Below are 23,223 nucleotides of genomic sequence, written 5' to 3'. Positions count from 1 at the left end.
GCACATCCCGACCCCGGCCCGCCGTGGACAAGCCCGAAAAGACCCGCCCCCGCCTCTACCTGATCGACGGCTATGCGCTGATCTACCGCGCCTTTTTCGCCCTGATCTCGCGCCCGCTGATCTCGTCCAGGGGGGAGAACACCTCGGCGGCGTGGGGGGTCACCAAGTTCCTCATCAAGGTGATCGAGCAGCACGAGCCCGACTACCTGGGGATGGTGTTCGACGCCGGCACCTCGGACCGCCACGTCATCTACCCGGACTACAAGGCCACGCGCGAAAAGATGCCGAGCGAGCTGGAGAGCTCGCTGGCGCGCATCCGGCAGATCGTGGAGGCGTTCCGCATCCCCATCCTGGAGCTTCCCGGCTACGAGGCGGACGACGTGATCGGCACGCTGGCCGAGCAGGCGTGCGCGGCGGAGCTGGAGACGGTCATCGTGTCCGGCGACAAGGACTTCTATCAGCTGATCCGCCCCGGCGTGTGCCTGCTGAACCCCGGTCGCGGCGGCCCGCAGGCGGTGGACGAGGAGTGGGTGGACACCCGCAACGCGCACGAGCGGCTGGGCGTCTCTCCCGAGCACGTGACGGACTACCTGGGGCTGATCGGCGATGCGTCGGACAACGTGCCGGGGGTGCAGGGGATCGGGCCCAAGACGGCGGTGCAGCTCATCGAGCAGTACGGCGGGATGGACCGCATCCTGGAGCACGTGGACGAGATCAAGGCGAAGCGCGCCCGCGAGGCCCTCATCGCCTGCCGCGACGCGGCGCTCCTCTCCAAGCAGCTCGTCACCATCCGCCGCGACCTGCCGGTGGAGCTGGACGTGGAGGCGCTGCGCCGCAAGGAGCCCGACCGCCCGGCGCTCAAGGAGCTGATGCTGGCGCTGGAGTTCCACTCGCTGGTGCGCGACTGGGCCGGCCCCGCCCCCGAGCAGGCGGAGGAGCCGCGCCCCGTGGCCGACTACCAGCTCGTGCAGGAGGTCAGCGAGCTGCACGCCCTGGTGGAGGCCGCCCGCGCGGCCGGCCGCTTCGCGGTGGACACGGAGACGAGCAGCACCGACCCCATGCGCGCCGACCTGGCGGGGATCTCGATCTCCATCGTCCCGGGCGAGGGGTTCTACCTCCCCTTCGGCCACCGCACGCGGTCCCAGGGGGAGCTGGAGGTGGGCGACGTGCCGCCGGAGACCGTGCGCAACCTGCCGCCGCTGCACTCAGACGAGGTGGAGCCGCTGGTGCGTCTGCTGGAAGACCCGACTGTCCGCAAGGTGGGGCAGAACCTGAAGTACGACTTCCTGGTCTTCCGCCGCGCCGGGATCGACCTCAGGGGGGTCGACTTCGACACGATGATCGCGAGCTACCTGCTGGAGCCGGGGCGCCGCGAGCACGGGCTGGACTCGCTCGCCCTGCAGCACCTGGACTACAAGACCACCACCTACGACGAGGTCACGGGCAAGGGAAAGGCGCAGATCCCCTTTGCCGAGGTGGAGCTGGAGGCCGCGCGCGACTACGCCTGCGAGGACACCGACGTCGCGCTGCAGCTGGCCGAGCGGTTCGGGCCGGAGCTGGAGCGGCTGCACCTGGAGCCGCTCTTCCGCGACATCGAGATGCCGCTGATCGAGGTGCTGGCGGACATGGAGTGGGCCGGCATCCGCATCGACGAGCCCTTCTTCGCGCGGATGAACGAGGAGCTGGTCGTCAAGCTGCGCGAGGTGGAGCGCGAGATCTACGCGGAGGCGGGGACGGAGTTCAACATCGGCAGCAACCTGCAGCTCCGCGAGATCCTCTTCGTGCGGCTGGGGCTCCCCATCATCAAGCGCACCAAGACGGGCGCCTCCACCGACGTGGACGTGCTGCAGGCTCTGGCTGCGCAGGGGCACACCCTTCCCACGCTGCTCATGAAGTACCGCCAGCTGGAGAAGCTGCGCGGCACCTACGTGGAGGCGCTGCCGGTAATGGTGAACCCGGAGACGGGGCGCATCCACACCTCGTTCAACCAGACGGTGGCGGCCACGGGGCGCCTCTCCTCCACCGATCCGAACCTGCAGAACATCCCCATCCGCACGGAGATGGGCGCCGAGATCCGCCGCGGCTTCATCCCGGCGGAGGGGAACGTCTTCGTGTCGGCGGACTACTCGCAGATCGAGCTGCGCATCCTGGCGCACTACTCCGGCGATCCCGCGTTCGTGGAGGCCTTCCGCTCCGGCGCGGACATCCACCGCCAGACCGCGGCCCTCATCTTCGGCGTGGCGCCGGAGGAGGTGACGAAGGAGATGCGCGACCGGGCGAAGACCACCAACTTCGCCATCATCTACGGCATCGGCCCCTTCTCGCTCGCCGGCCGCCTGGGCATCACGCAGGCGGAGGCGAAGACGTTCATCGAGCAGTACTTCGAGCGCTTCCCCGGCGTGCGCCGCTACCTGGACGAGCAGATCGAGTTCGGGCGCACGCACGGCTACGTGGAGACGATTACGGGCCGCCGCCGCTACATCCCGGAGATCACCTCGCGCAACTTCAACGTGCGCGCCTTCGGCGAGCGCGCGGCGACCAACGCCCCCATCCAGGGCTCCTCCGCGGACCTGATCAAGATCGCCATGATCCGCATCCACGAAGAGCTGAAGCGCGACTCCGGCGGCGCCCGCATGCTGCTGCAGGTGCACGACGAGCTCCTCTTCGAAGTCCCCCAATCCGGCGCCGACGCCCTGCTGGCCCGCGTGCGCGACCACATGGAGAACGCGATGCAGCTGGACGTGCCGCTGCGGGTGGAGAGCGGAACGGGAACGAATTGGCTGGAAACCAAGTAGGGGAATGGGGAATAGGGGGAATGGGGAATGGGTGGATCCGCGCCGGGCGGGGTGCCGGGTGCATTCGCCGGGTTGGGGCGTCGGCGGATCGTTCGATTCCCCATTCCCCATTCCCCATTCCCCATTCCCCATTCCCCCTCCGGTCGCTATCCTGTAAGCCCATCCCCACACCCAAGCACGAGGTCCACGCCATGGCCGGCATTCGCGCACTGAGCGCCCCGGGCGCCCGTCCATGACGGACGGCACACCGACGGACACCGCGCCGCGCCCCTTCATCGTGGGGATCAGCGGCGACTCCGGGAGCGGCAAGAACACGGTGGCGCAGGGCGTCCGCGAGCTGCTGGGGCCGGAGCGCGTCGCCACCCTGGAGCTGGACGACTACCACCGCTTCACCCGCGCCGAGCGCGAGGAGATGGGGCTCACCGCGCTCCACCCATCCGTGCACAACCTGGGGCTGGTGAGGGAGCACCTGGCGCTCTTCCGCCGCGGCCGCCCCATCCGCAACCGCGCGTACGACCACAGCGACGGCACCTTTGGCGCCCAGCGCGTGCTGGAGCCCAACGAGGTCGTGATCGTCCGCGGGCTGCTGGGCTTTCCCACGGACGACCTGCGCGAGATGTACGACCTGGCCGTCTTCCTCTACCCCGAGCCGGAGCTCCTCTTCCGCTGGAAGCTCCGGCGCGACGTCAGGACGCGCGGCTACACCGAGGCGCAGGTCCTCAAGCACATCGCGCAGCACCTGCTGGACAGCAAGGAGTACGTCCTGCCCCAGGCCGAGCGCGCGGACGTGGTGGTGCGCTACGAGGTACCCGAGTGGGACGCCCCCGACAGCGAGGTGCGCGCCTCCGTCCTCCTCCGCCGCCACGCCGCCGACGTGATCCGCGGCCAGGGGAAGCTGGAGCGCTTCGGCGGGCACGTGCGGGTGGAGGAGGAAGCGGATGGCGTGGTGCTGCACGTGGAGAGCGGCCTGGCCGGCGAGGCGCTGGACGCCTGGGCCGGCGAGCGCTTCCCCGACACCTACCGCCCCGAGCTGGTCGGCCGCCACATGGGCGCCGAGGGCGAGATGACGCGCCTCCGCCCGCTGGCCTTCTCGCAGGTCCTGGTCGCCGCCCTCGCCCAGCACCTGCGGCAACCGGCGGTGGAGGCGGCGTGAGGGGCCCTCACCCCCGGCTCGTTACACTCGCCTGCCCCCTCTCCCGATAACAGGAGAGGGCTCCGCCCTCTGTTATCGAGAGAGGGGGCGTGGGTACCGTGGCGCGACACCGGATGCCGTAGGGGCGCGATTTATCGCGCCCGTGTCACGGACTGCTCCGTCGCCCGCCCCCGCACGCCGATTTCGGTAGGGGCAGACCTGCGTGTCTGCCCGCCCTCTCCGCCGCACCGACGCCCGCTCCCCGCGCCCTCCGCATGCCCGATCCGCGCCTCCCGACGCCCTCCGAAGATTTCTCCACCGCGCAGGGGTTCCAGTTCGCGTTCCGGTGCGCGCGATGCGGCGCGGAATGGAGATCGGAGTTCGAGCGGCACGCGGTGCTGACGCTGGACAGGGCGCTCGGGGCCGCGGACGATCTGCTGGGCGGGATGTTCGGTGCGGCGCGCACGGCGATTCACGAGACGCGCGGCCCCGCGTGGGATCGCGGGCACGACGAGGCCCTCGCCCGCGCGGCCGGGGAGGCGCGCCGTCACCTCCACCGCTGCACGCGCTGCGCGGACGACGTGTGCGCCGCCTGCTGGAGCGAGGACGCGCGGATGTGCACCCCGTGCGCGGTCGCGCCGGAGGCCAGGGTCGCCGCGCCCGCGGCCGAGGTGCCCGCCGTCGAGGTGCCGGAGTGCGGCGCGTGCGGGACGCCGGTCAGCGGGGGGCGGTTCTGTCCCGTGTGCAGCGCGCCGCTGAACCTGCCGTGCAACTGCAAGGGGTGCGGCGCCGTACTGGCCGCGTCCGCGCGGTTCTGTTCCCAGTGCGGCGCGGCCGCGTAGCGCCCCTTTCCCTTCCAGGAGGTCGAGATGAGCGAAGATGTCACCGGGAGCGGCCGGGGTGCGGGCGGCACCGAGGGCGGTGTGGGCGCCTTCCTGCTGGGTGTGGCGATGGCCTCGGCCGGGGCCTACCTCGTCACCAGCCGCGTGGTGGTGACGACGGGGGGATGGCGCCTGTGGGGGGTGAGCGGGTTCGGGATGTCGCTGATCCCGTTCATGGCGGGGGTCGCGCTCCTCTTCTTCAACGGGCGCAACCCGCTGGGGTGGCTCCTGTCGGTGGCGGGAGTCGCCATCATCTTCGCCGGCATCCTGATGAACCTGGACGTCTACTTCCAGCCCACCTCCCTCTTCAGCACCCTGATGATGCTCGGGCTGCTGATGGGCGGCATCGGGCTGATCGCGCGCTCGCTGCGGCCCTGGGCATAGGGTCCTCTCCCCGCTCGTTCCTCGCCGCCCCTCTCCCGAATCGCTGGGAGAGGGGCGGTTTGCGTGTGTCCGTGCCCGCCGCAGGGATTCGCGCCGGAGGCGGGCACGGGCAGCCACGTGGGGCGGCCCCTACGGGATTGGTGTACGTGGGCGGGGGTCTGCGTGGTGCAGGCGGTGGGCAGACACGCAGGTCTGCCCCTACGGGCGTCGGTGGGTGGGGGCGGCAGAGCGGGGGAGGGCACGGGCGCGATAAATCGCGCCCCTACGGGACCTGTGCGGCGCAAACGGAAACTCCCCCTCACCCGCCCTGCGCCCCCGCAGGCGGGGGAGGGGGCCGGGGGGAGGGGGCCGTTGTTTCCCGCCCCCTCTCTCGATAACAGAGGGCGGAGCCCTCTCCTGTTATCGGGAGAGGGGGCAGCGAGGAACGAGCGGGGGTGAGGGCCCCTCACCGCATCAGCTTCGACTCCATCCGCGCGTGGCGCTGCAGGTACGCCAGCCAGCCGCGCACGGTGAGCGGGCCGAACTGGTCGTGCGGCACCGTGCGCGCGAGGTCGGTGGTGGTGAGCTGGGCGGCGAGGGCCACCGTGTCCGCGCGCGTGGAGGCGAGCTCCGTCTGGAGGGCGCGCCAGTCCGTGTCGGTGGGCTTGTGCGGATGGTGGCCGCCGGGCTCGAAGGGATCGCCGAGGAAGACGCGCAGGCGCTGCTGGCCCCAGCGCTCGATGCCGATGATGTGGCGGAGCCGCGCCACGTTCGCCGGCGTGCCCTCCTTGCCGGCGATCCGCTCGCGCACCTCGTCGCCCGACGAGCTCAGGGTGGAGGCCAGGTCCACGACCGACTGGCCGCGGACCGGGCGCTCGAACATCATCCGCCCGGCCCACTGGAAGAACCCCTGCTTCAATCCCATACGGCTTTTCCTCCGGGGCTAACGCGTCCAGACGTTGTTGGTGCGGTCCCGGTCCGGAAGGCGGTTCGCCGGGTCGATCTCGGCGCGCGTGACCTCCGAGGGGAGCGTCAGGACGGCGTCGTAGCCGCTGCCGCCGAAAAACACGGACTCGGGAAGGCGCACCTCGCGCGTCTGGCCGTTGGCCATCGTGACGCGAAGGGTGGCCGGCATCACCACTTCGGACCGCGCCGCCACGCGAATGGTGGCCGTGGTGCCCTGCCCGCCCTCCGCGGCGGCGTTCGTCACGCGCTCCACCGCCAGGTCCAGCGGCGCCGTGCCGTAGAACCAGCCGCGCCAGAACCAGTCCAGCTTGCGGCCCGATACGTCCTCCATGGTGCGGAAGAAGTCGGCCGGCATCGGGTGCTTGTACGCCCAGCGGCGGATGTACTCGCGGAAGCCGCGGTCGAACGCCTCCGGCCCGATCACCTCGTCGCGCAGCAGGTGCAGCGCGTACGCCGGCTTGCGGTAGCCGGTGATCCCCAGGAGGTTGCGCGGAATGCGGTCCGCCGGCGTCATCAGCGGCACCACGCCCACGCTGTCGCGGAAGCGCTCCACCTGCCGCCGGTAGAAGGTGCGCGTGTCGGTGCCGGGGAACCGGCGGTCGTTCGCCCAGGTGTCGATGAAGGTGTTGAACCCTTCGTCCATCCACGCGAAGAGGCGCTCGTGGTTGTGCACGATCATGGGGAACCACTCGTGCCCGTGCTCATGCGCGATCGTGCCGAAGACGCCCTGCACGTCGCCCGTGGAGTGCACCATCACGAACATCGGGTACTCCATCCCCCCCACCGGCCCGGCGACGCTGGTGGCCTGGGGCCAGGGGTACGGGAACCAGCGGTCGGAGAACTCGCGGATCGAGAAGCAGGTCATGTCCGCGGCCGTCACCCACGCGGTGGCGTCCGGCTGGTAGTACGCGTGGCACTGCACGCCACGGGTGCTTTCCGAGTCCCACCGGAACCGCGGCGATGCGCTCCAGGCGAAGTCGGGAACGTTGCGTGCCTGAAAGCGCCAGGTGAGCGTGCCCGTGGTGCGCGGGCGGGTGGCGGCCGTCCCCACCTCGGCGGCCGAGATGATGGCCACCTGCGCCGTGTCGCGCGCGGCGCGGGCGAGGCGCTCGCGCTGCGTGGCGGTGAGCACCTCCAACGGGTTCTGCAGCGTCCCCGTGGATGCCATCACGTAGCTGGCGGGGAGCGTCACGGCCACGTCGTAGTCGCCGAACTCGCGGTAGAACTCGCCCTGTCCCAGGTACGGCTGCGTGTTCCACCCGCGCACGTCGTCGTAGACGGCCATGCGCGGGTACCACTGCGCGATCTCGTACAGGTCGCCCTGCCGCGCCAGCCGGTCGGAGCCGTACTCCGGAATTCGGAAGCGCCACGACATGCTGAACGTGGTGCTCGCCCCCGGCGCCAGCGGCGCGGGAAGGTCCAGCCGCGCCATCGTGTCGTAGATGTACGGCGTGACGGCCGCGCCCCCGGCGCGCACGTTCATCAGGTCGATGCCGCCCTGGAAGTTGCGCGCGCCCCAGCGCGAGTCGGACGGGTTCTGGAACGAGCCGAGGCTCCCCGGCCGGTAGAGGTTCTGATCCACCTGCAGCCAGACGAAGCGGAGCGTGTCCGGCGAGTTGTTGCGGTAGGTAATCGTCTCGCTCCCCGAGAGGACCTCGGCCGCGGTGTCCAGCGACGCCTCGATGCGGTAGTCGGCGCGCTGCTGCCAGTAGCGCGGGCCGGGCGCGCCGCTGGCGGTGCGGAAGAGGTTCGCGGCGGGCAGGTCGAGCGGCCGGAAGACGGAGGTGTCCGTCCCCGCCCCCGCCATGCTCTGCGCCGCCGACGGCGCCGCGGCCAGCACCGCGGCTCCCAGCAATGCGATGATTCCCTTCATGGTCACACGTGGGGTCGTCTGGGTTTGCAAGGTGTTCGGTGCGCGCAAGATACGCCTCGCGTGCGGGGCCCGCCAGACGAGCGTTCGCCGCGGCGGGCGCACCTCGACGGCAGCGTCGGGCCCGCCGTGCTAGTGGTCCGCCCGCACCACCATCACGCCCCCCAGCGTGAGCACGGCGCCGAGCACGGCCCAGCCGGTCGGGCTCTCCTTCAGCAGCACCGCGGCCGCGATCATGGCGACCACGGGCGTCAGGTTGGAGAAGATGGCCGTCCGCGTGTTCCCGATCCGCTCCACGCCCCGGTACCAGATGAGATACGCGAGCCCGATTGCGAACAGGGCGGAGAAGAAGAGCCCGCCCCACGCCTTCGCGCCGACCACTTCCCACCGCTGGCACAGGAGGGCGGGCGTCCCGAGCGCCACCAGGCCGATGGTCCCCACCCACAGCGTCCACGCGGTGGTCTGGATGGAGCCGTAGCGATCCACGATGGGCCGCGCGCCCACGGTGTAGAGCGCCCACACCGCCGCCGCGACCACGAGGATCAGGTTCCCTACGAGCGCGGCGTGCCCTTCCAGCAGCGCGCCGGCCCCCGTCACCAGCCCGATCCCCAGCACGGAGAGCGCGGCGCCGGCCCAGGTGCGCCACCCCGGGCGCTCGTGCCCGGTGAGCATCGAGAAGAAGGCCGTCAGGATGGGCGTGAGCGCCAGGATCAGCGCGGCGCTCCCCGCGCGGGTGCGCGCCAGGCCCAGGATGAAGCACATCTGGTAGGCCACGTTCCCCAGCAGCCCCAGCGCCACGATGCGCGCCAGGTGCCGCCGCTCGGGGAGCACGAGCGCGCCCTGCACGCGCAGCACGATCCCCACGAACACCGACGCAACCACGAAGCGCATCGCGTTGAAGGCGAGCGGCTCGAAGACGGCCAGCGCGCTCTTGACCACGGCGAAGTTGACGCCCCACACGAGCACCATCATCGCCAGCGCGCTCTCGGTCCACCCCCACCCCGGCACCGGCCCCGTGGCCTCCGCCCCCAGCCCCGCCTCGATCTCCCGCCGCGTCGTCGCCATCCGATCCGCCCTTCATCGTAAAACGAACGAGGGGAAGAGCTGGCCTCTTCCCCTCTCACCAAGCGCATCTCGCTGGAATGTAACGCCTACTCCGGCTCTCCAGAACGCTCCAGGAGCGCCTGTGTCGCCTGACGGAGGAAGCTGACCGGCTGCTCGCGCGCCACGGTCGGGAACGCATCGAGGAAGCTGTCGATGGTGTCCCCCTCCTCCAGGTAGTCCAGCAGCGCCTGGACCGGCACCCGCGTCCCGACGAACACCGGCGTGCCGCCCAGGATCTCGGGATGACTGTGTACGACCGGCTCTTGGGTCATCGCCTTGAAGCTTCGTGGGAGTGCTTCTCTCCGCATTCTCCGCGCCTCCGCGTGAGACTGCTGTTCAGCCGCGCGAGTACGGGGACTCCGCGTAGTTCGCCAGCAGGTCCGCGGGGTCGTCGTAGATGGCTACGGCGTCGCTGAGCTCCTCGTCGTCCCAGCCGCCGCAGCGCAGGGCCACGCAGGGGACGCCCGCACGCCGCGCGGCCTCCACGTCGTACGGCGTGTCGCCCAGCATCACCGCCTCGGAAGGCTTGCACCCCGCCTTCTCCACGGCGGCCTCGATGACGTCGGGGTCGGGCTTCGAGGCCTCCACGTCGGACTGCGAGGTCTTCTCCTCGATGAGGTCCTTGATCCCCGCCTTCTCCAGCAGCTTCCCCATGTCGTCCTTGCTGGCCGACGTGGCCACCACCAGCACCATCCCGTCCGCCTGGAAGCGCTCCAGAAGCTCGCGTGCCTGCGGGAAGGGCTGCAGCGAGGGGAGGTAGCGCTCCCGGAAGATCTCGCCGCGGCGCTTCTTCACCTTCTCCGCCTCGTCGGAATCGTCCTCGAGCCCGGTGAGCTCGGGGAGGACCTTGTCGCCGCCCATCCCGATCAGGCGGCGCACGTGGCCGAATTCGATGTCGAAGCCCATCTCCTTCCCCACGTCCACCCAGGCCTGGGCGTGGGCATCGTTGCTGTCGATCAGGGTCCCGTCGATGTCCAGGATCGCCGCGCGTACCGTCATTCGCCTTCCAGCTTCTTGAGGGGGTGTGGAGCAGGCCCGTTCAGGACCGCGCCGTCGGTGGCAAAGCGCGAGCCGTGGCAGGGACAGTCCCAGCTCCGCTCCAGCCCGTTCCACTGCACCACGCATCCCAGGTGCGTGCAGATGGCGGAGTGCTCGTGCAGTTGGCCGCTCTCGTCGCGATAGGCGGCCACCTTGTGCAGGCCGCGCTGCAGCACCGCCCCCGTCCCCGGCGCGATGTCGTCGGCCGACTTCACGTCGCCGCCCAGCGGCAGCAGGTCGGTGTACTGGATGGCCACGTCCGCGTTCTCCATCGCGAACTCCTTCACGGAGTCGGTGGAGATCGTCTTCCGCTTCGGATCGTAGAGCTTCTCCCACGGGTTGGGGCGCCCCAGCACCAGGTCCGAGATCAGGATGCCCGCGATGGTGGAGTGCGTCATCCCCTGCCCGCTGTCGCCGGTGGCGATGTACACGTTCTTCTGGCCGCCGGGGTCGCGCCCGATGAACCCGATGAAGTCCATCGGCTCCAGCACCTGCCCGCTCCAGCGCAGCGTCACCTGCTCGATGGGGAAGCGCTCGCGCGTCCACGCCTCCAGCCGGTCGAAGCGGATCTGCATGTCGTTCTCGTGCCCCGTCTTGTGGTCCTCGCCGCCCACCACGAGCATCTCGTGCGTCAGGTCGCCGGGGATGCGGGCGAGGCGCACGTAGTGGTAGTGCTCCAGCGTGTCCCAGTAGAGCCCGTGCTGCACCGAGCCCGTGGGGATGCGCGCGCCGATGACGTAGGTGCGGTAGGGCGCCTGCTTCGTGTGGATGGTAAGCCGGTCGTTGATCGGCGAGTTGGTGGCCACCACCACCGCCCCCGCGCGCACCTCGAACCCTTCGCCGCGCGCCGCCGGCCGGTCGCCGCCCTCCACCTCAAGCACGTGGTTCCGCGTGTGGATGCGTCCCCCGTCGCGCTGGATGCAGCGGGCGAGCCCCTCAAGGTACTTGAGCGGATGGAACTCCCCCTGCCGCGAGAAGCGGAGTCCCGGCCCGCTGTCGAACGGGACGGGGAGTTTCTCCACGATCTCCACGGTCGCGCCGGCGCGGCGGGCGGCGTCCAGCTCGGTCTGCAGGAAGTCGGGGGTCTCGTTGGGCGCCAGGAAGAAGTAGCCGTCCACGTGCTGGTAGTCGCACTCGATCCCTTCCGCCGTGGCGATCTCGCCGATGCGGTCGACGGCGGCCTGGTGGCTCTGGTAGATGAGCTTCGCGCCCTCCTCGCCGTGCACCTTTTCGAGGACGTGGTAGTAGTCGTCCTGGGCGCTGGCCAGGTGTGCCGTCGTCTGCCCCGTCTCCCCCCCGCCGATCCCGTTGTCGTCAAGGACCACGACTTTTTTCCCTTCGCGGGCCAGTAGGTACGCGGTCGTCATCCCGGCCAGCCCCGCGCCCACCACGCACACGTCCGCCTCCGCCTCGCCGCGCAGCGGGGGGAACTCCGGCTGCGGGTTGGTCGTCTCCCACACCGACACGGACCTTTCCGATGATCTCATAGACCTTCTCCCTGGCTCGCGTACCCGTTGAACAGCGGGCCGCGGTCGTTGCAAGTGCCGTGCGCTGCCTGGCGCCTGGCGACTGAAGTCGCGGCAACAACCGCGGGAAGTCTCCCTGCGGGGACTACGCGGCCGCGGCTGATCCTCGGATTCGAGTCCGCGCAGGCGGACTTTGTGCTTTCGTTGCAGCGACTTCAGTCGCCCGCAACAAGGCGCCCGCCTACGTTCCGCAGAACGTCGCGTGCACCCGTTCGTGCGCGGCCGGCGGCTCCATGTAATGCTCGAAGCCCGGCTGCGACTCGAATGGCTTCGCCAGCACCGCGAGCAACTCCTCAAAGGGCGCGAAGTCGTCGCGGTCCACGGCCGCGCGGATCACCGCCTCCACGCGATGGTTGCGCGGGATGAAGGCGGGGTTGGCGGCGAGCATGGCGGCGCGGCGCGTCTCCTCGTCACCCGGCTCCTCCTCCAGGCGCCGACGCCAGCGCTGCGCCCATTCGTCGAAGGCGGCGGGGACGCCGAAGAGGCTGCGCACGCCCTCGTCGTCGCCCTCGCTGAGCCGTCGAAAGGTGAGGGTGAAGTCCGCCATCCCGCTTGCCATCGCCTCCAGCAGGTCGCGCGCGAGCTCCGGGTCGCCCTCGCGTTGCGTGAGCAGGCCCAGCTTGCGCGCGAGTCCCGCGTGGTAGGCCCGCTCGAAGACCGGCGCGAAGGCGTCCAGCGCCTCGTTCGCCTCGTCCGCCGCGGCCTCGTTCGTGTCGGCGAGCAGGGGGAGGAGGCACTCCGCCAGCCGCACCAGGTTCCACTGCGCGATCGACGGCTGGTTGGCGTAGGCGTAGCGGCCCTGGACGTCGATGGAGCTGAAGACGGCGCCCGGGTCGTACTCGTCCATGAAGGCGCAGGGCCCGTAGTCGATCGTCTCGCCGGCGACCGACATGTTGTCCGTGTTCATCACGCCGTGGATGAACCCCACCAGCAGCCACTGGGCGATGAGCTCGGCCTGCGCCCGCGCGACGGCGGCCAGGAACGCCTTGTACGGCCGCTCCGCGCCGGCCGCGTCCGGGTAGTGCCGGGCGATGACGTGGTCCGCGAGCGCACGCAGCCCCTCCACATCGCCGCGGCTGGCGAAGAACTGAAAGGTGCCCACGCGGATGTGGCTGGAGGCGACGCGGGCGAACACCGCGCCGGGAAGCATCGTCTCCCGCCTGACCCTTTCGCCGGTGATCACCGCTGCGAGCGCGCGCGTGGTGGGGATGCCGAGCGCCGCCATCGCCTCGCTCACCAGGTATTCGCGCAACACCGGCCCCAGCGCGGCCCTTCCATCGCCGCGCCGCGAGTAGGGCGTGGGGCCGGCGCCCTTGAGCTGCACGTCGCGGCGCACCCCGCGGCTGTCAATCACCTCGCCGAGGAGGATCGCGCGGCCGTCCCCCAGCTGGGGCACGAACCCGCCGAACTGGTGCCCTGCGTACGCGGTCGCGATCGGCTCGGAGGTCGCGGGCACGAGGTTGCCGGCCAGCACCTGCACGCCTTCGTCGCTGGCGAGCCAGTCCGGATCCAGGCCCAGCTCGGCCGCCAGCGGCGCGTTGACCTTGATCAGCCGCGGCGCCGCAACCGGCGTGGGCGCCACGCGGGCGAAGAAGCGGTCGGGAAGCCGCGCGTAGCTGTTGTCGAAAGGAGGTTGAACCATGGTCTGGAGCTCCGGTCATGCTTGGGTGTGGAGCACCTCCCTCGCACAACCCACGCCCGCCAGGCCACAAAGACACATAGGGCACGGAGACTTAATCTCCGTGCCCCATGGTGGTGCGTTGGTGCGTTGGTGCGTTGGTGCGTTGGTGCGGACGGTCCGGGGCCGGCGCAGGGGCCGGCGCCGGGGGCTGAAGCCCCCGGCTGGTACGACGGGAAGACGGCTGAAGCCGTCTCGGGAATCACGGCATCCCCCAACCTTTGTCATCCTGAGCGACGCGCGTCACCGCCCTTTCCCGTGCTCCAGACTGTGGCGCGGAGCGAAGGATCTACCGCGCGTGACGAGGGGCTCGCGATGACCCGCTGTCCTCGTGCCTCGCCGGCTAGATCCTTCGTTCGCCGCGCAGTGCTCAGTGCCCAGCAGGCGTCGGAGAGGCGGCTCTCTTAGGATGACAAATTGTAGGTGACGTCCAGCCTGCTGTTCCCGTCCCCTGTCCGCCGCCCTGGCCCGTCCCCCTCACGCACTCACGCACTAACGCACTCACGCACTTCCGTTCAGAAACTCACCCACCAGTTCGCCTTCAGCATCACCACGTTCGACGCCTCGGTGTTCCAGAGCGCGTCGAGGTTGCGGCGGAAGCGGAACTGGCCGTCGGTGACGTCGTCCGAGCCGCCGCGGGAGTGCGACCAGGCCAGGAAGAGCGTGGAGCCCGGCCGGTACTCCCAGCGCGCCACCGCGTTCAGGTTGAAGTCGCGCACGCTGAAGTCCGGGTTGCCGAAGCGGAAGGCGCCCGCATCGTAGCCGTCGTCGTCTCGCGTGACGGTGAGCGGGGTGAAGCGGTCCGCGAAGCGCCCGGCACCCGGCGCGGTGGGCTCGCGGAAGCCGCCGTACCTGCCCGCGCTCATGAACGGCTGCGCGTAGAGCTGCAGCGAGAACGTGGGCGAAAAGGTCTTGTTCACCCGCGCCGACATCCCGAACGTGCGCTGGTCCAGCTCGCCGAAGACGTAGCGCGTCGTGCCCGCCACCTCCGGCGCATCCACGTACTGCCACGCCGTGTTGTAGCGCGAGTAGAACGGCGACGCGGAGAAGCGCAGCGAGGGCGTCGGGCGCCATCCCAGGCCGGCGGAGACGCTGTAGCGCCAGCCGGAGTCCTCGTCGCGCAGGCCCCAGTTGAAGCCGGCCTCGCCCGTGAGGCGCTTACGGTCGTCCGAGCTCCCGCCCATCCACCCGCTGAGGCCGCCCGGCTCCAGGATGGCGGCGCCGCCGCGCAGCGCGCGCGTGTCCCATCCGCCAAAGGAGCGCTCCACGCCGCCCCACGCGTTCCAGTAGTTGAGGAAGCGCGCGGAGCCGTTCACGTTCAGCGCCCGCCCGGCGCGCTCCCACCCGAAGTTGCGCGCCTCCCAGGCGTTGCCGCCCAGGTTCCAGTCGCGGAACACCTTCCCCGGCGTGTGATGGATGTGCCGCATCCAGAAGACGTTCACGATCTCGTCCGCCGCGCGCTGGAAGCCCAGGTCGTTGGTCTCGAAGCCGGGGGAGCGGATGGAGCCCAGGAAGCCGCCCTGCCACTTTCCCTTCACCTTGGCCACGTCGTAGCTCCCCGCCCACCCCGCCAGCGAGGTAGCCGACGAGTCGAAGCGGAGGTAGCTCTGGCCGGGACGCTGGAAGTAGCGCGCGCTGGAGCCCTGCGCGTTCCCGATCGCCTCGGTGCTCCCCTCGATGCGCGAGCCCAGCACCCACAGGCGGGCGGAGTACGTGTCGTTGCCCCAGCGGTGCTGCGCGTCCGCGCCGCCGGCGAAGGCGCGCGAGCGGAGCCAGTCCATCCCCGTGCCGTCCAGCCGCCGGATGACGCCCGTGGTCACCGCGCCGAACTGCGTCTTGCCGCCGTTCAGCTCGCGGCGGGCGCGGATGACGCTGTAGTTGGTCATCGGCTCCACCACCTGGTCGCTGCGCGCGCCGCCGGCGTCCAGCACGGTGGCGCGCTCCTCGGCGGTGAGGGCGTTCATCACGCCGATCGACCAGCCGCGCCCGATCTGGCCGCTCAGCTTGGCGGCGCCCAGGATGTGCGTCTGCCCCGGCTGGTCCGCGTAGCCGCCCTCGGGCACGTCCACGCCGCCACGCGGAGCGCGGCCTACCCGGCGTGAGTAGAAGAGCGACTCGTTGCCGCCGTCCCCATCGCCCAGGCCGATGCCGAAGCGAAAGATGTCCGCGCCCTCGGTGAAGAAGGGGCGGCGTTCGGAGAGAAAGGTCTCGAAGGCGCTGAGGTTCACTTCGGACGGATCGGCCTCCACCTGCCCGAAGTCGGGGTTGAAGGTGGCGTCGAGCGTCAGGTTGGAGGTGACGCCGTACTTCACGTCCAGCCCCACCGAGCCGCGGATCTCGCTGGACGAGTAGAACGGGTTCGCCTCGTCGCCGGGCGCGCGGGTGACGCCGGAGACGGTGTACGGAAGCAGCTCCAGCCGGCGCGGCGCGGGGAGGTTGCTCAGCCCGCGCAGCTCGCCGAACCGGGCCACCTGGCGCGGCTCGTCGCGCTTGACGGGCGACCAGTACGACTGCTCGTTTTCGCGCTGCACCACGCGCAGCGCCTGGAAGCCCCACACGCCGTCGCCGCCTGTCGCGAAACGCAGCGCCGAGAGGGGGATGCGGTACTCCGCCGTCCACCCCAGCGAGTCGCGCGATACCGCCACGGACCATACCGCGTCCCACCCGGTGTCGTCGTTGGCGCCGTCGGCGATGGTCATGTCGCGCTTCACGCCCGCCGGGTTCACGGCGAAGATGTACGCCGTGCGCCGGTCGTGGCGGGAGTCGAAGCCCACCATCAGCCAGTCGCTGGAGGAGTCCTCGTCGCGGCGGGTGAGCTGCGCGGAGATCTTGTTGGGCTCGGGATCGTAGGCGCGGGCCGCCACGTAGACGGCTTCGTTGTCGAACGCCACCCGCATCACCGTGCGGAAGCGGGAGGGCTCGCCCTCCTTGGGCTCGCGCTGCGTGAAGCCGCCGATGGTGTCCGCGGCCATCCAGACGGCGTCGTCCAGGCGGCCGTCGAGGGTGGGGGCTCCGGCGGTGGGGGTGAGGCGGTACGCGGCTACCTGGCGGACGGCGTTCGTGCTGTCCGAGGCCGGCGCCGCCAGGGCAACGGCGCCGGCCAGGAGAAGGGTGCCCAGCATATGAGGTGCTCCTGCGTGTGCAGGTCTATGGAGACGGTGAGGCGCGGCTCACCTTGGTGGGGGTCTGCTACGGGATCAGCGGTCGGCCAGTTTCACGCTTCCGCTGAAGGTGCGAAGCTCCACGCGCGCCCCGCCCCGCCCCAGCAGCACCTCGCGCTCGCGCTTCGAGCTGCGGGTCACGCGCGCCCCGGCGACCGCCAGCTCCATGTCGCCGCTGAAGGTGGTGAACTCCACCTCCGCGCCGGTGCCGCGGGGGAGCCGCATCTCGATCTCGCCGCTGTGGGTGCTGACGGTGGTGGTGCCGCCGCGCTCCAGTGCGCCCGCGATGGTCACGTCGCCGGACACCGTCTCGAAGTCGCCCCGCAGCCGCTGCCCCTCCACCCGGATGTCGCCGCTCACCGTCTGCACCTCCGCGCGTCCACCGATGGTGGGCGCGGTCACGGTGCCGCTCACCGACTGCGCGCGCAGGCTCCCCGCCCGCGCCGAGACGCCGATGTCGCCGCTTACCGTCTGCGCCTCCACCTCGGTGCGCACGTCGCCGCCGAGCCGCAGGTCGCCGCTGATGGACTGGGCGCGCACGCGGTCGGTGACCACGTCGATCTCCACCTCGCCGGAGCGGGTGTTGACCTCCAGGTCGGCGGGACGTCCGCCCACCTGCACGTTGCCGCTGACGGTGTTCACGGTGGTGGACCCCGTCATCCCCCGCACGTCCGCATCGGCGGAGGTGGTGCGGACGACGAGCGTCTTGCGGGCGGGGATGCGGACCTCAATGTCCGACCCGCTGGAGTTGCGATGGCTGCGGGGCATGACGACCTGTACGTAGGTGCGGTCGCCCTCGGTGCGCAGGTCCAGCCGCTCGACGCCGCGCCCGAGCTCCCCGGTGACGTGCACCTCGTTCCTGTTCCACGCCACCACGCGCACGCTTCCGGAGACGAGGGTGATGTCCACGGTGCCGCCCGGCCCCGTGGCGCGCCGCTGGTCCACGTGCTGCTGCGCGCACGCCGGCGTTACGATGCAAGCCGCGATCAGGGCGGCGGTGGCGAATCCGGGCTTCATGGGATGTATGGTTCTGTGAGGATGACTGGCTGTTGTGATAGTGCGTTAGTGCGTTAGTGCGTGAGTGCGTTTAAAAGCCATGCGGTGCTGTGCTGGCGGATGGCGGCCGCGCCGTAATCCAACGCACTTCCGCACTCACGCACTAACGCACTTCCGTTCTACAGTTCGACCGCCTGCTGCAACACGTTCAGCTTCTGCCCGTAGGCGTCGGCGAGCATGTCGGTCAGCTCGCGGCTGTTGGGGTCCTTTACCAGCGCCTCGCGCGACTGGCGGATCGCCTCGTCGATGATGCGCAGGTTGGTCTCCAGCGTCTTCACCGTCTCGGGCGCGAGGGTGGCGCGCCGGGCCGTGAGGACGCGCTCCAAGTCCGCGATGGCGACTTCGTAGTCCTGCTCCGCGGGCTTGAAGGCGACCAGCGCCGTCGGCGTGGCGGTGGACGGCGCGGCCACGCTCTGCACCGGGGCGCTCGCGACCGGCGCACTGACGGCAGGCTCTCGCTTCTCCATCACCTTGAGGGTGATGAGCGACGATGAGACCGCCACGCCCACGATGGTCGCGGCCATGGTGAGCCAGCGCGGCGCCTGCCAGCGGCGCGCGCTGGTGATGGACACCACGTCCGTCCGCGGCTCGATGCGGGCGGCGATCCCAGCCCACAGGTCGCGGCCCGGAGTCATTTCCAGCGGCAGGGTGGCGACGTCTTCCACCAGCGAGCGGAGCGCCTCCGCCTCGGCGCGGCAGTCGCCGCAGACGGCCAGGTGGAACTCCACCGCCTGGCGATCGTCGTCGGGAAGCTCGTTGGCCGCCCAGTCGTCCAGCCGCTCCAGCACGTATTCGTGATTCATCTTCCAAGCATCTCCCGCAGAAGCCTGCGCGCCCGGTGGAGCTGTGCCTTGCACGTGCCCACCGCGGTTCCCTGCATCTCCGCGATCTCCTCGTGCTTGTACCCTTCCACGTCGTGGAGGACCAGCACCGCGCGTGCGCCCGGCGGCAGCGCCGCGATTGCCCGCTCCAGGTCGATCGCGTCGCACGGGTCGTGGCTGCGCGACGGAGTTTCGTATGATTCCAGATCGTCGGTCACCAACACCTTCGCCACCCTCACCTTCTCCGACCGGCGGTCGCCCAGCACCACGTTCACGGCCAGCCGGTGCAGCCAGGTGCTGAAGGCGCTCTTCCCCTCGAACGACCCGATCTTCTCCCACGCCCGCACGAAGACGTCCTGCGTGAGCTCCTCGGCGCGGCCGGGGTCGCCGCACAGCCGCATGCAGAGCGCGTACACCCGCCCCAGGTTCTCGCGGTACAGCTGCTCGAACGCGGCTACGTCGCCCTGTTGTGCGCGCCGCACGGCAAGGCTCGCCGTGGGGGCGAGTACCGTCGGCTCAGCCTGCATCGCGATCATCCAATCGCACCGGGGAGGGGTGGGGCTTCCTGCCTTCGGGGATAGGATGCCGCCCGGGGCGCGATGGTTTAAACGGGTGCGTCATGGGGAGGGAGCTCGTACAGCGGGGGAGCACCGGCCGCGGAGTGGCGGGCGGTGTGGGAGGGAGGGATTGGAAATCTGTTTGCGGGGAGGTGGGACGGCAAGTGTTTCCGGGGCGGGGGGGAGGCCCCTCGCCCGGCGGTTGAAACCGCTTCAACGACTGCGGGAAGCCTGCCTTCGCAGGCTACGGGGGCGGTGGTGCGGGGGTGATCGGTGCCAGCGCGGACACCGGTGCGGCGGCGGGGAACCGGTGCGGGAGGCAAGCGTCGGTGCGGCGGCGGGGCGCCGGGGGATGAATCCCCCGGCTGGAACTACGCGAAGGCGGCTGAAGCCGGCTCGTGCGCCGCCAGCTACGGTGCGTTACAGAGGTTCCCTGTGTGGAACCGCGCTCGTCTGCGTGCATCCGACAGAGCGCTGATCGCGTTCAGAAACCGTACTTCTCCGTCAGATGACGATGGTAATCCGCCTCATCCACGTCACCGCTGGCGATTCCCCTGAGGCGGCGAACTGCCGGAGTGAGATCGGCCTCTTCTCCATCAGTGGGAAGCTGGAGTAAGAAGTCGTTGACCAGTTTTGAGAGGGTCGTTCCATGCAACTCGCAGAATCTCTCACCGCGTCTTAGCGCGGCCGAATCCAGCGCCAGTTTCCGCGTTATTCGAGACATGGCACCTTGTGTCAGATCGGGGCGAAGCAGGGTTAGGACGGCCCTGATCGCCGCCGTTCCGCTCTGGCCGCACGGATCTCCGCATCAATGTCATCCATCGTAAGCTGATCCGTCCCGTTTCTGCGCGCGTCCTCCCGAACACGTGCGATCGCATGCTGGACGCGGAGCTGCCGGATGGCGATGTCGAGCTCGGCGGGATCTTCGAAGTCCTTGAGATCGACGGCCAACGCGAACGGCTCGCCGCCAGATGTCAGCGCGATGGTGTCTTCGGTGACGGCTTCGCGGATCTCATCCCATCGGTCCTGCGGGCCGTCGATGCTGATGAACTTCATGAGATCTCCCGGTGGGTAGGTGCCCGCTTCAGGAGGCAAATACCGGGCGAGTCCGCACGCGGGCGCGAGGGGAGCGGGGGCCAGGCTTACTCGACGGTGTGGCCGCTGTACAGCTCCTCGATCTGGGCGCGGTAGCGCTGTTCGACGGCTTTGCGCTTGATGCTGAGCTTGGGGGTCAGGAGGCCGGCGTCGATGGTGAACTCCTCGTGGATCAGGAGGACGCGCTTGGGGATCTCGTAGCGCGCGAAGCCCTTGAGGCGGCCGATCGTCTCGCGCTCCAGCAGCTCCGTGACGCGGCGGTCGGCGCAGAGGGTGGCGCGGTCGCCGGGGATGGACTGCTGCGCGGCCCACGGCTCCAGCGTCTCCCATTCGGGGACGATCAGAAAGGTGGTGAACGGGCGGCGGTCGCCCAGCATCACGATCTGCGCGACGAAGGGGGAGAGGAGCGCGACGTTCTCCATCGGCTGCGGCGCCACGTTCTTGCCGCCCGCGGTCACGATGATGTTCTTGAGGCGGTCCGTGATGCGCAGGAAGCCGTCCGGCGTGATCTCGCCGATGTCGCCCGTGTGGAACCAGCCGTCCGCGCCGATGGCCTCGGCGGTGGCGTCGGGGCGGTTCCAGTAGCCCTTCATCACGTGCGGTCCGCGGGTCAGGATCTCGCCCGTCTCCTCCGCGATCGCCACTTCGACGCCGGGGATGATGGCGCCGACGGTACCCAGCTTTACCTTGCCGGGCTTGTTCACCGCGATCACGGGCGAGGTTTCGGTGAGGCCGTAGCCCTCGTACACCGGCAGCCCCGCGGCGAAGAAGAACTTGGCCACGTCCTCGGAAAGGGGCGCGCCGCCGCTGACGAAGTTGCGCACGCGGCCGCCGGTGCGCGCGCGCAGCTTGGAGAAGACCAGCCGGTCCGCGAGGCGGTACTGGATGGCGAGCGCGCCGGAGGGCTGCGCGCCGGCGAGACGCAGATCGGCGACGCGGGTGCCGACGCCGAGCGCCCATCCGACGAGCGCCTTCTTGATCCCGGTGGCGCCGGTTACGCGGGAGTAGATCTTTTCGAAAAGGCGCGGCACCGCCACGGCGATGTTCGGCGCCACTTCGCCCATGTTGTCGACCACCTTTTCGAAGCTCTCGGCGTACGAGATGGACGCGCCCACGTCCCAGTACAGGTAGTCCACCATCCGCTCGAAGACGTGGCTCAGCGGGAGGAAGGAGAGCGTGCGGTCGCCGCTGAGAATGACGTCGGAGAGGCCGTGCTGCTGGCTCCCCGCGACGTTGGAGCAGAGGTTGAAGTGGGTGAGCATCACCCCCTTGGGGTCGCCCGTCGTCCCCGATGTGTAGATCAGTGTCGCGACCTCATCGCGCCCGACGGCGAGGGCGCGCTCGCGGAAGCTCCCCGCGCGACCCTCCTCGACCAGCCGCCGGCCCTCCTCCTGCACCTCTTCCCAGCGGCGCACGTCGGGGGTCTCGGCGGGGTCGTCGAAGGCCACCACCAGGCGCAGGTCGGGAAGGCCGGAGCGGATCCCCTGGATCTTGGCGAGCTGCGCGCGGGTGGAGACCATGATGGCCCGCGCACCGCAGTCGCGCAGGATGTAGGCGATCTGGGCGGCGGGGAGGGTCGGGTAGATGGGGACGTCGATGGCGCCCATTCCCGTGACGGCGAAGTCGGTGATCGCCCACTCCGGGCGGTTCTCGGAGAGGAGCGCCACGCGGTCGCCCGGGCCGACGCCCGCCAGCTCCAGTGCCGCGGCCAGCCGCGCTGCCTGCGCCTCCACCTCGCGCGCGGGCCACTCGCGCCACGCGCCGTCCACCTTGCGGCGCAGGGCGGCGGGGTGGGCGAAGCGGTCCACGCCGCCCAGGAAGAGGCGCGGGATGGTGTCGCGCTCCACCGGGCCGAGCGGGACCGGCGTGTGCTGCGCGCGGAAGGCGGGGGTGGCTGGCATCTCTGCGGAGGGCTGCGGGGGGATGGAAGCGGACGGCGCGCGAATAATGATCCGGCGCCCCGCCGTGGCACAAGGTGCGGAGCGAACCGGTCCTTGCTCCGCGCGCCGCGCCGCACGATGTTTCGGGATGCTAACAAAACCGCACCCCGGCGCGCCGCTCCCCGCGGACGCCGGAACCGCCCATCCCCAGGCGAGAACGCGTATGCAATCCCGTACCCCCCTGCTCCGCGCCCTGGCGGCATCGGCGCTCCTGGCGCTGCCCGCCGCGGCGCAGCAGCCGGCCACCGGAGCCGGCTACCTGACGCCTCCCGCGCCGATCCCGCAGATCCTGAACGCGCCGCCCACGCCCGGCGTGAGCGTGTCGCGCGACCGCAGGACGCTGGCGCTGCTGGAGCGCGAGAACCTTCCGGGCATCGCCGAGCTGGCGGAGCCGGAGCTGCGGCTGGCCGGCTTCCGCATCTCGCCGCGCATCAACGGCCCGGCGGCGGGGCGCACGTCGTGGATCACGGGGATCACCTTCCAGGACCTCGCCACGGGGGCGCAGCGCCCGGTGCGGCTCCCGGCCGGCACGCGCATCGGCTACACGCAGTGGTCGCCGGACGGCGGGCGCCTGGCCTTCGCGGCCGCGGGCGAGGGCGGAATGGAGCTGTGGGTGGCCGACGTGGCCTCGGCGACGGCGCGGCGCATCCTTCCCGCCACGCTGAACGCCACCATCGGCGCCCCCTTCCAGTGGCTGCCGGACGGATCGGGCTTCATCGCCAAGCAGGTGCCGGCCGGTCGCGGCGCGGTTCCGCAGGCGCCGCGCGCGCCCACGGGCCCGCTGGTGCAGGAGAACCTGGGGCGCACCTCGCCGGGGCGCACCTACCAGGACCTGCTGCAGACGCCGCACGACGAGCGCCTCTTCGACTACTACTTCACCCTGCAGCTGGTGCGGGTGCCGCTCTCCGGCGGCGCGCCCATGCCGATCGGTCAGCCGGGGGTCATCGCCGGCGCCAGCGTGTCGCCGGACGGTCGGTACGTGCTGGTGACGAGGATCGAGAAGCCGTACAGCTTCGTGGCTCCCGCGAACCGCTTCCCCAACCGCATCCAGGTGCTGGACATGACCGGGCGCGAGGTGAAGCGCATCGCCGACGTCCCGCTGACCGACGACATCCCCACCGCCTTCGACGCCGTCGCCACCGGCCCGCGCCAGGTGGAGTGGCGGTCGGATGCGCCGGCCACCCTCTTCTGGGTGGAGGCGCAGGACGAGGGCGACCCGCGCAAGCAGACTGCGGTTCGC

Annotated in this window: 18 protein-coding genes; 5 read left to right on the top strand and 13 right to left on the bottom strand. The window is 70.6% G+C overall.

All coding sequences use genetic code 11. The features are described 5' to 3' along the window. Positions 1 to 23: 23 nt before the first annotated feature. The 4 genes from polA to VF647_11155 all read left to right on the top strand — a co-directional run bounded on the left by polA (position 24) and on the right by VF647_11155 (position 5,192). Positions 24 to 2,795, top strand: a complete 2,772-nt coding sequence (gene polA, locus VF647_11170; protein ID HEX8452650.1) for a DNA polymerase I — start codon at positions 24 to 26, stop codon at positions 2,793 to 2,795. 232 nt (positions 2,796 to 3,027) lie between these two features. Then, positions 3,028 to 3,948, top strand: a complete 921-nt coding sequence (locus tag VF647_11165; protein ID HEX8452649.1) for a hypothetical protein — start codon at positions 3,028 to 3,030, stop codon at positions 3,946 to 3,948. A gap of 254 nt (positions 3,949 to 4,202) precedes the next feature. Continuing rightward, a complete protein-coding gene (locus tag VF647_11160) occupies positions 4,203 to 4,769 on the top strand; it encodes a zinc ribbon domain-containing protein (GenBank protein ID HEX8452648.1) in 567 nt (188 codons plus the stop codon). 27 nt (positions 4,770 to 4,796) lie between these two features. Beyond that, positions 4,797 to 5,192, top strand: a complete 396-nt coding sequence (locus VF647_11155) for a hypothetical protein (protein HEX8452647.1) — start codon at positions 4,797 to 4,799, stop codon at positions 5,190 to 5,192. 445 nt (positions 5,193 to 5,637) lie between these two features. Here VF647_11155 and VF647_11150 read toward each other — a convergent pair whose 3' ends face one another. From VF647_11150 to VF647_11090, 13 genes are all read right to left on the bottom strand, one after another. After that, complete coding sequence (locus tag VF647_11150) at positions 5,638 to 6,096, bottom strand: DinB family protein (protein HEX8452646.1); 459 nt, start codon at positions 6,094 to 6,096, stop codon at positions 5,638 to 5,640. An 18-nt stretch (positions 6,097 to 6,114) separates the two neighbouring features. Further along, complete coding sequence (locus VF647_11145) at positions 6,115 to 8,010, bottom strand: M1 family metallopeptidase (protein HEX8452645.1); 1,896 nt, start codon at positions 8,008 to 8,010, stop codon at positions 6,115 to 6,117. A 129-nt stretch (positions 8,011 to 8,139) separates the two neighbouring features. Next, the gene (locus VF647_11140; protein HEX8452644.1) at positions 8,140 to 9,072 is read right to left on the bottom strand and encodes an EamA family transporter; all 933 of its coding nucleotides are present in this window, start codon (positions 9,070 to 9,072) and stop codon (positions 8,140 to 8,142) included. A gap of 86 nt (positions 9,073 to 9,158) precedes the next feature. Beyond that, positions 9,159 to 9,383 carry a DUF433 domain-containing protein gene (locus VF647_11135; protein ID HEX8452643.1) on the bottom strand — a complete coding sequence of 75 codons (225 nt, stop codon included), beginning with the start codon at positions 9,381 to 9,383 and terminating at the stop codon, positions 9,159 to 9,161. Positions 9,384 to 9,447: 64 nt separating this feature from the next. Further along, a complete protein-coding gene (locus VF647_11130) occupies positions 9,448 to 10,110 on the bottom strand; it encodes an HAD family hydrolase (protein ID HEX8452642.1) in 663 nt (220 codons plus the stop codon). Further along, the gene (locus VF647_11125) at positions 10,107 to 11,636 is read right to left on the bottom strand and encodes an FAD-dependent oxidoreductase (protein HEX8452641.1); all 1,530 of its coding nucleotides are present in this window, start codon (positions 11,634 to 11,636) and stop codon (positions 10,107 to 10,109) included. Before VF647_11125 ends, VF647_11130 begins: the two co-directional genes overlap by 4 nt. A gap of 220 nt (positions 11,637 to 11,856) precedes the next feature. Continuing rightward, positions 11,857 to 13,317 (bottom strand): YdiU family protein, encoded by a 1,461-nt coding sequence (locus VF647_11120; GenBank protein ID HEX8452640.1) that lies wholly within the window; start codon positions 13,315 to 13,317, stop codon positions 11,857 to 11,859. Between the two features lie 551 nt (positions 13,318 to 13,868). Beyond that, positions 13,869 to 16,475, bottom strand: coding sequence for a DUF5916 domain-containing protein (locus VF647_11115; protein ID HEX8452639.1), 2,607 nt, complete (start codon positions 16,473 to 16,475; stop codon positions 13,869 to 13,871). A gap of 75 nt (positions 16,476 to 16,550) precedes the next feature. Continuing rightward, on the bottom strand, positions 16,551 to 17,531 hold the full coding sequence (locus VF647_11110; protein ID HEX8452638.1) for a DUF4097 family beta strand repeat-containing protein: 981 nt from the start codon (positions 17,529 to 17,531) through the stop codon (positions 16,551 to 16,553). 158 nt (positions 17,532 to 17,689) lie between these two features. Further along, on the bottom strand, positions 17,690 to 18,373 hold the full coding sequence (locus tag VF647_11105) for a zf-HC2 domain-containing protein (GenBank protein ID HEX8452637.1): 684 nt from the start codon (positions 18,371 to 18,373) through the stop codon (positions 17,690 to 17,692). Then, positions 18,370 to 18,927, bottom strand: a complete 558-nt coding sequence (locus VF647_11100; GenBank protein ID HEX8452636.1) for an RNA polymerase sigma factor — start codon at positions 18,925 to 18,927, stop codon at positions 18,370 to 18,372. Before VF647_11100 ends, VF647_11105 begins: the two co-directional genes overlap by 4 nt. Before the next feature lie 777 nt (positions 18,928 to 19,704). Beyond that, positions 19,705 to 20,004 (bottom strand): hypothetical protein, encoded by a 300-nt coding sequence (locus VF647_11095; protein ID HEX8452635.1) that lies wholly within the window; start codon positions 20,002 to 20,004, stop codon positions 19,705 to 19,707. 86 nt (positions 20,005 to 20,090) lie between these two features. After that, positions 20,091 to 21,944, bottom strand: a complete 1,854-nt coding sequence (locus VF647_11090; protein ID HEX8452634.1) for a long-chain fatty acid--CoA ligase — start codon at positions 21,942 to 21,944, stop codon at positions 20,091 to 20,093. 202 nt (positions 21,945 to 22,146) lie between these two features. Here VF647_11090 and VF647_11085 point away from each other — a divergent pair. Next, positions 22,147 to 23,223: hypothetical protein (locus tag VF647_11085; GenBank protein HEX8452633.1), on the top strand; the 1,077-nt coding region annotated here is incomplete at its 3' end.

Origin of the sequence: Longimicrobium sp. (assembly GCA_036387335.1) — a bacterium.
In the GTDB taxonomy this organism is placed as follows: Bacteria; Gemmatimonadota; Gemmatimonadetes; order Longimicrobiales; family Longimicrobiaceae; genus Longimicrobium.
Note: the sequence above shows the minus strand (reverse complement) of the source record. Positions and strands in the feature narration are given on the sequence as shown.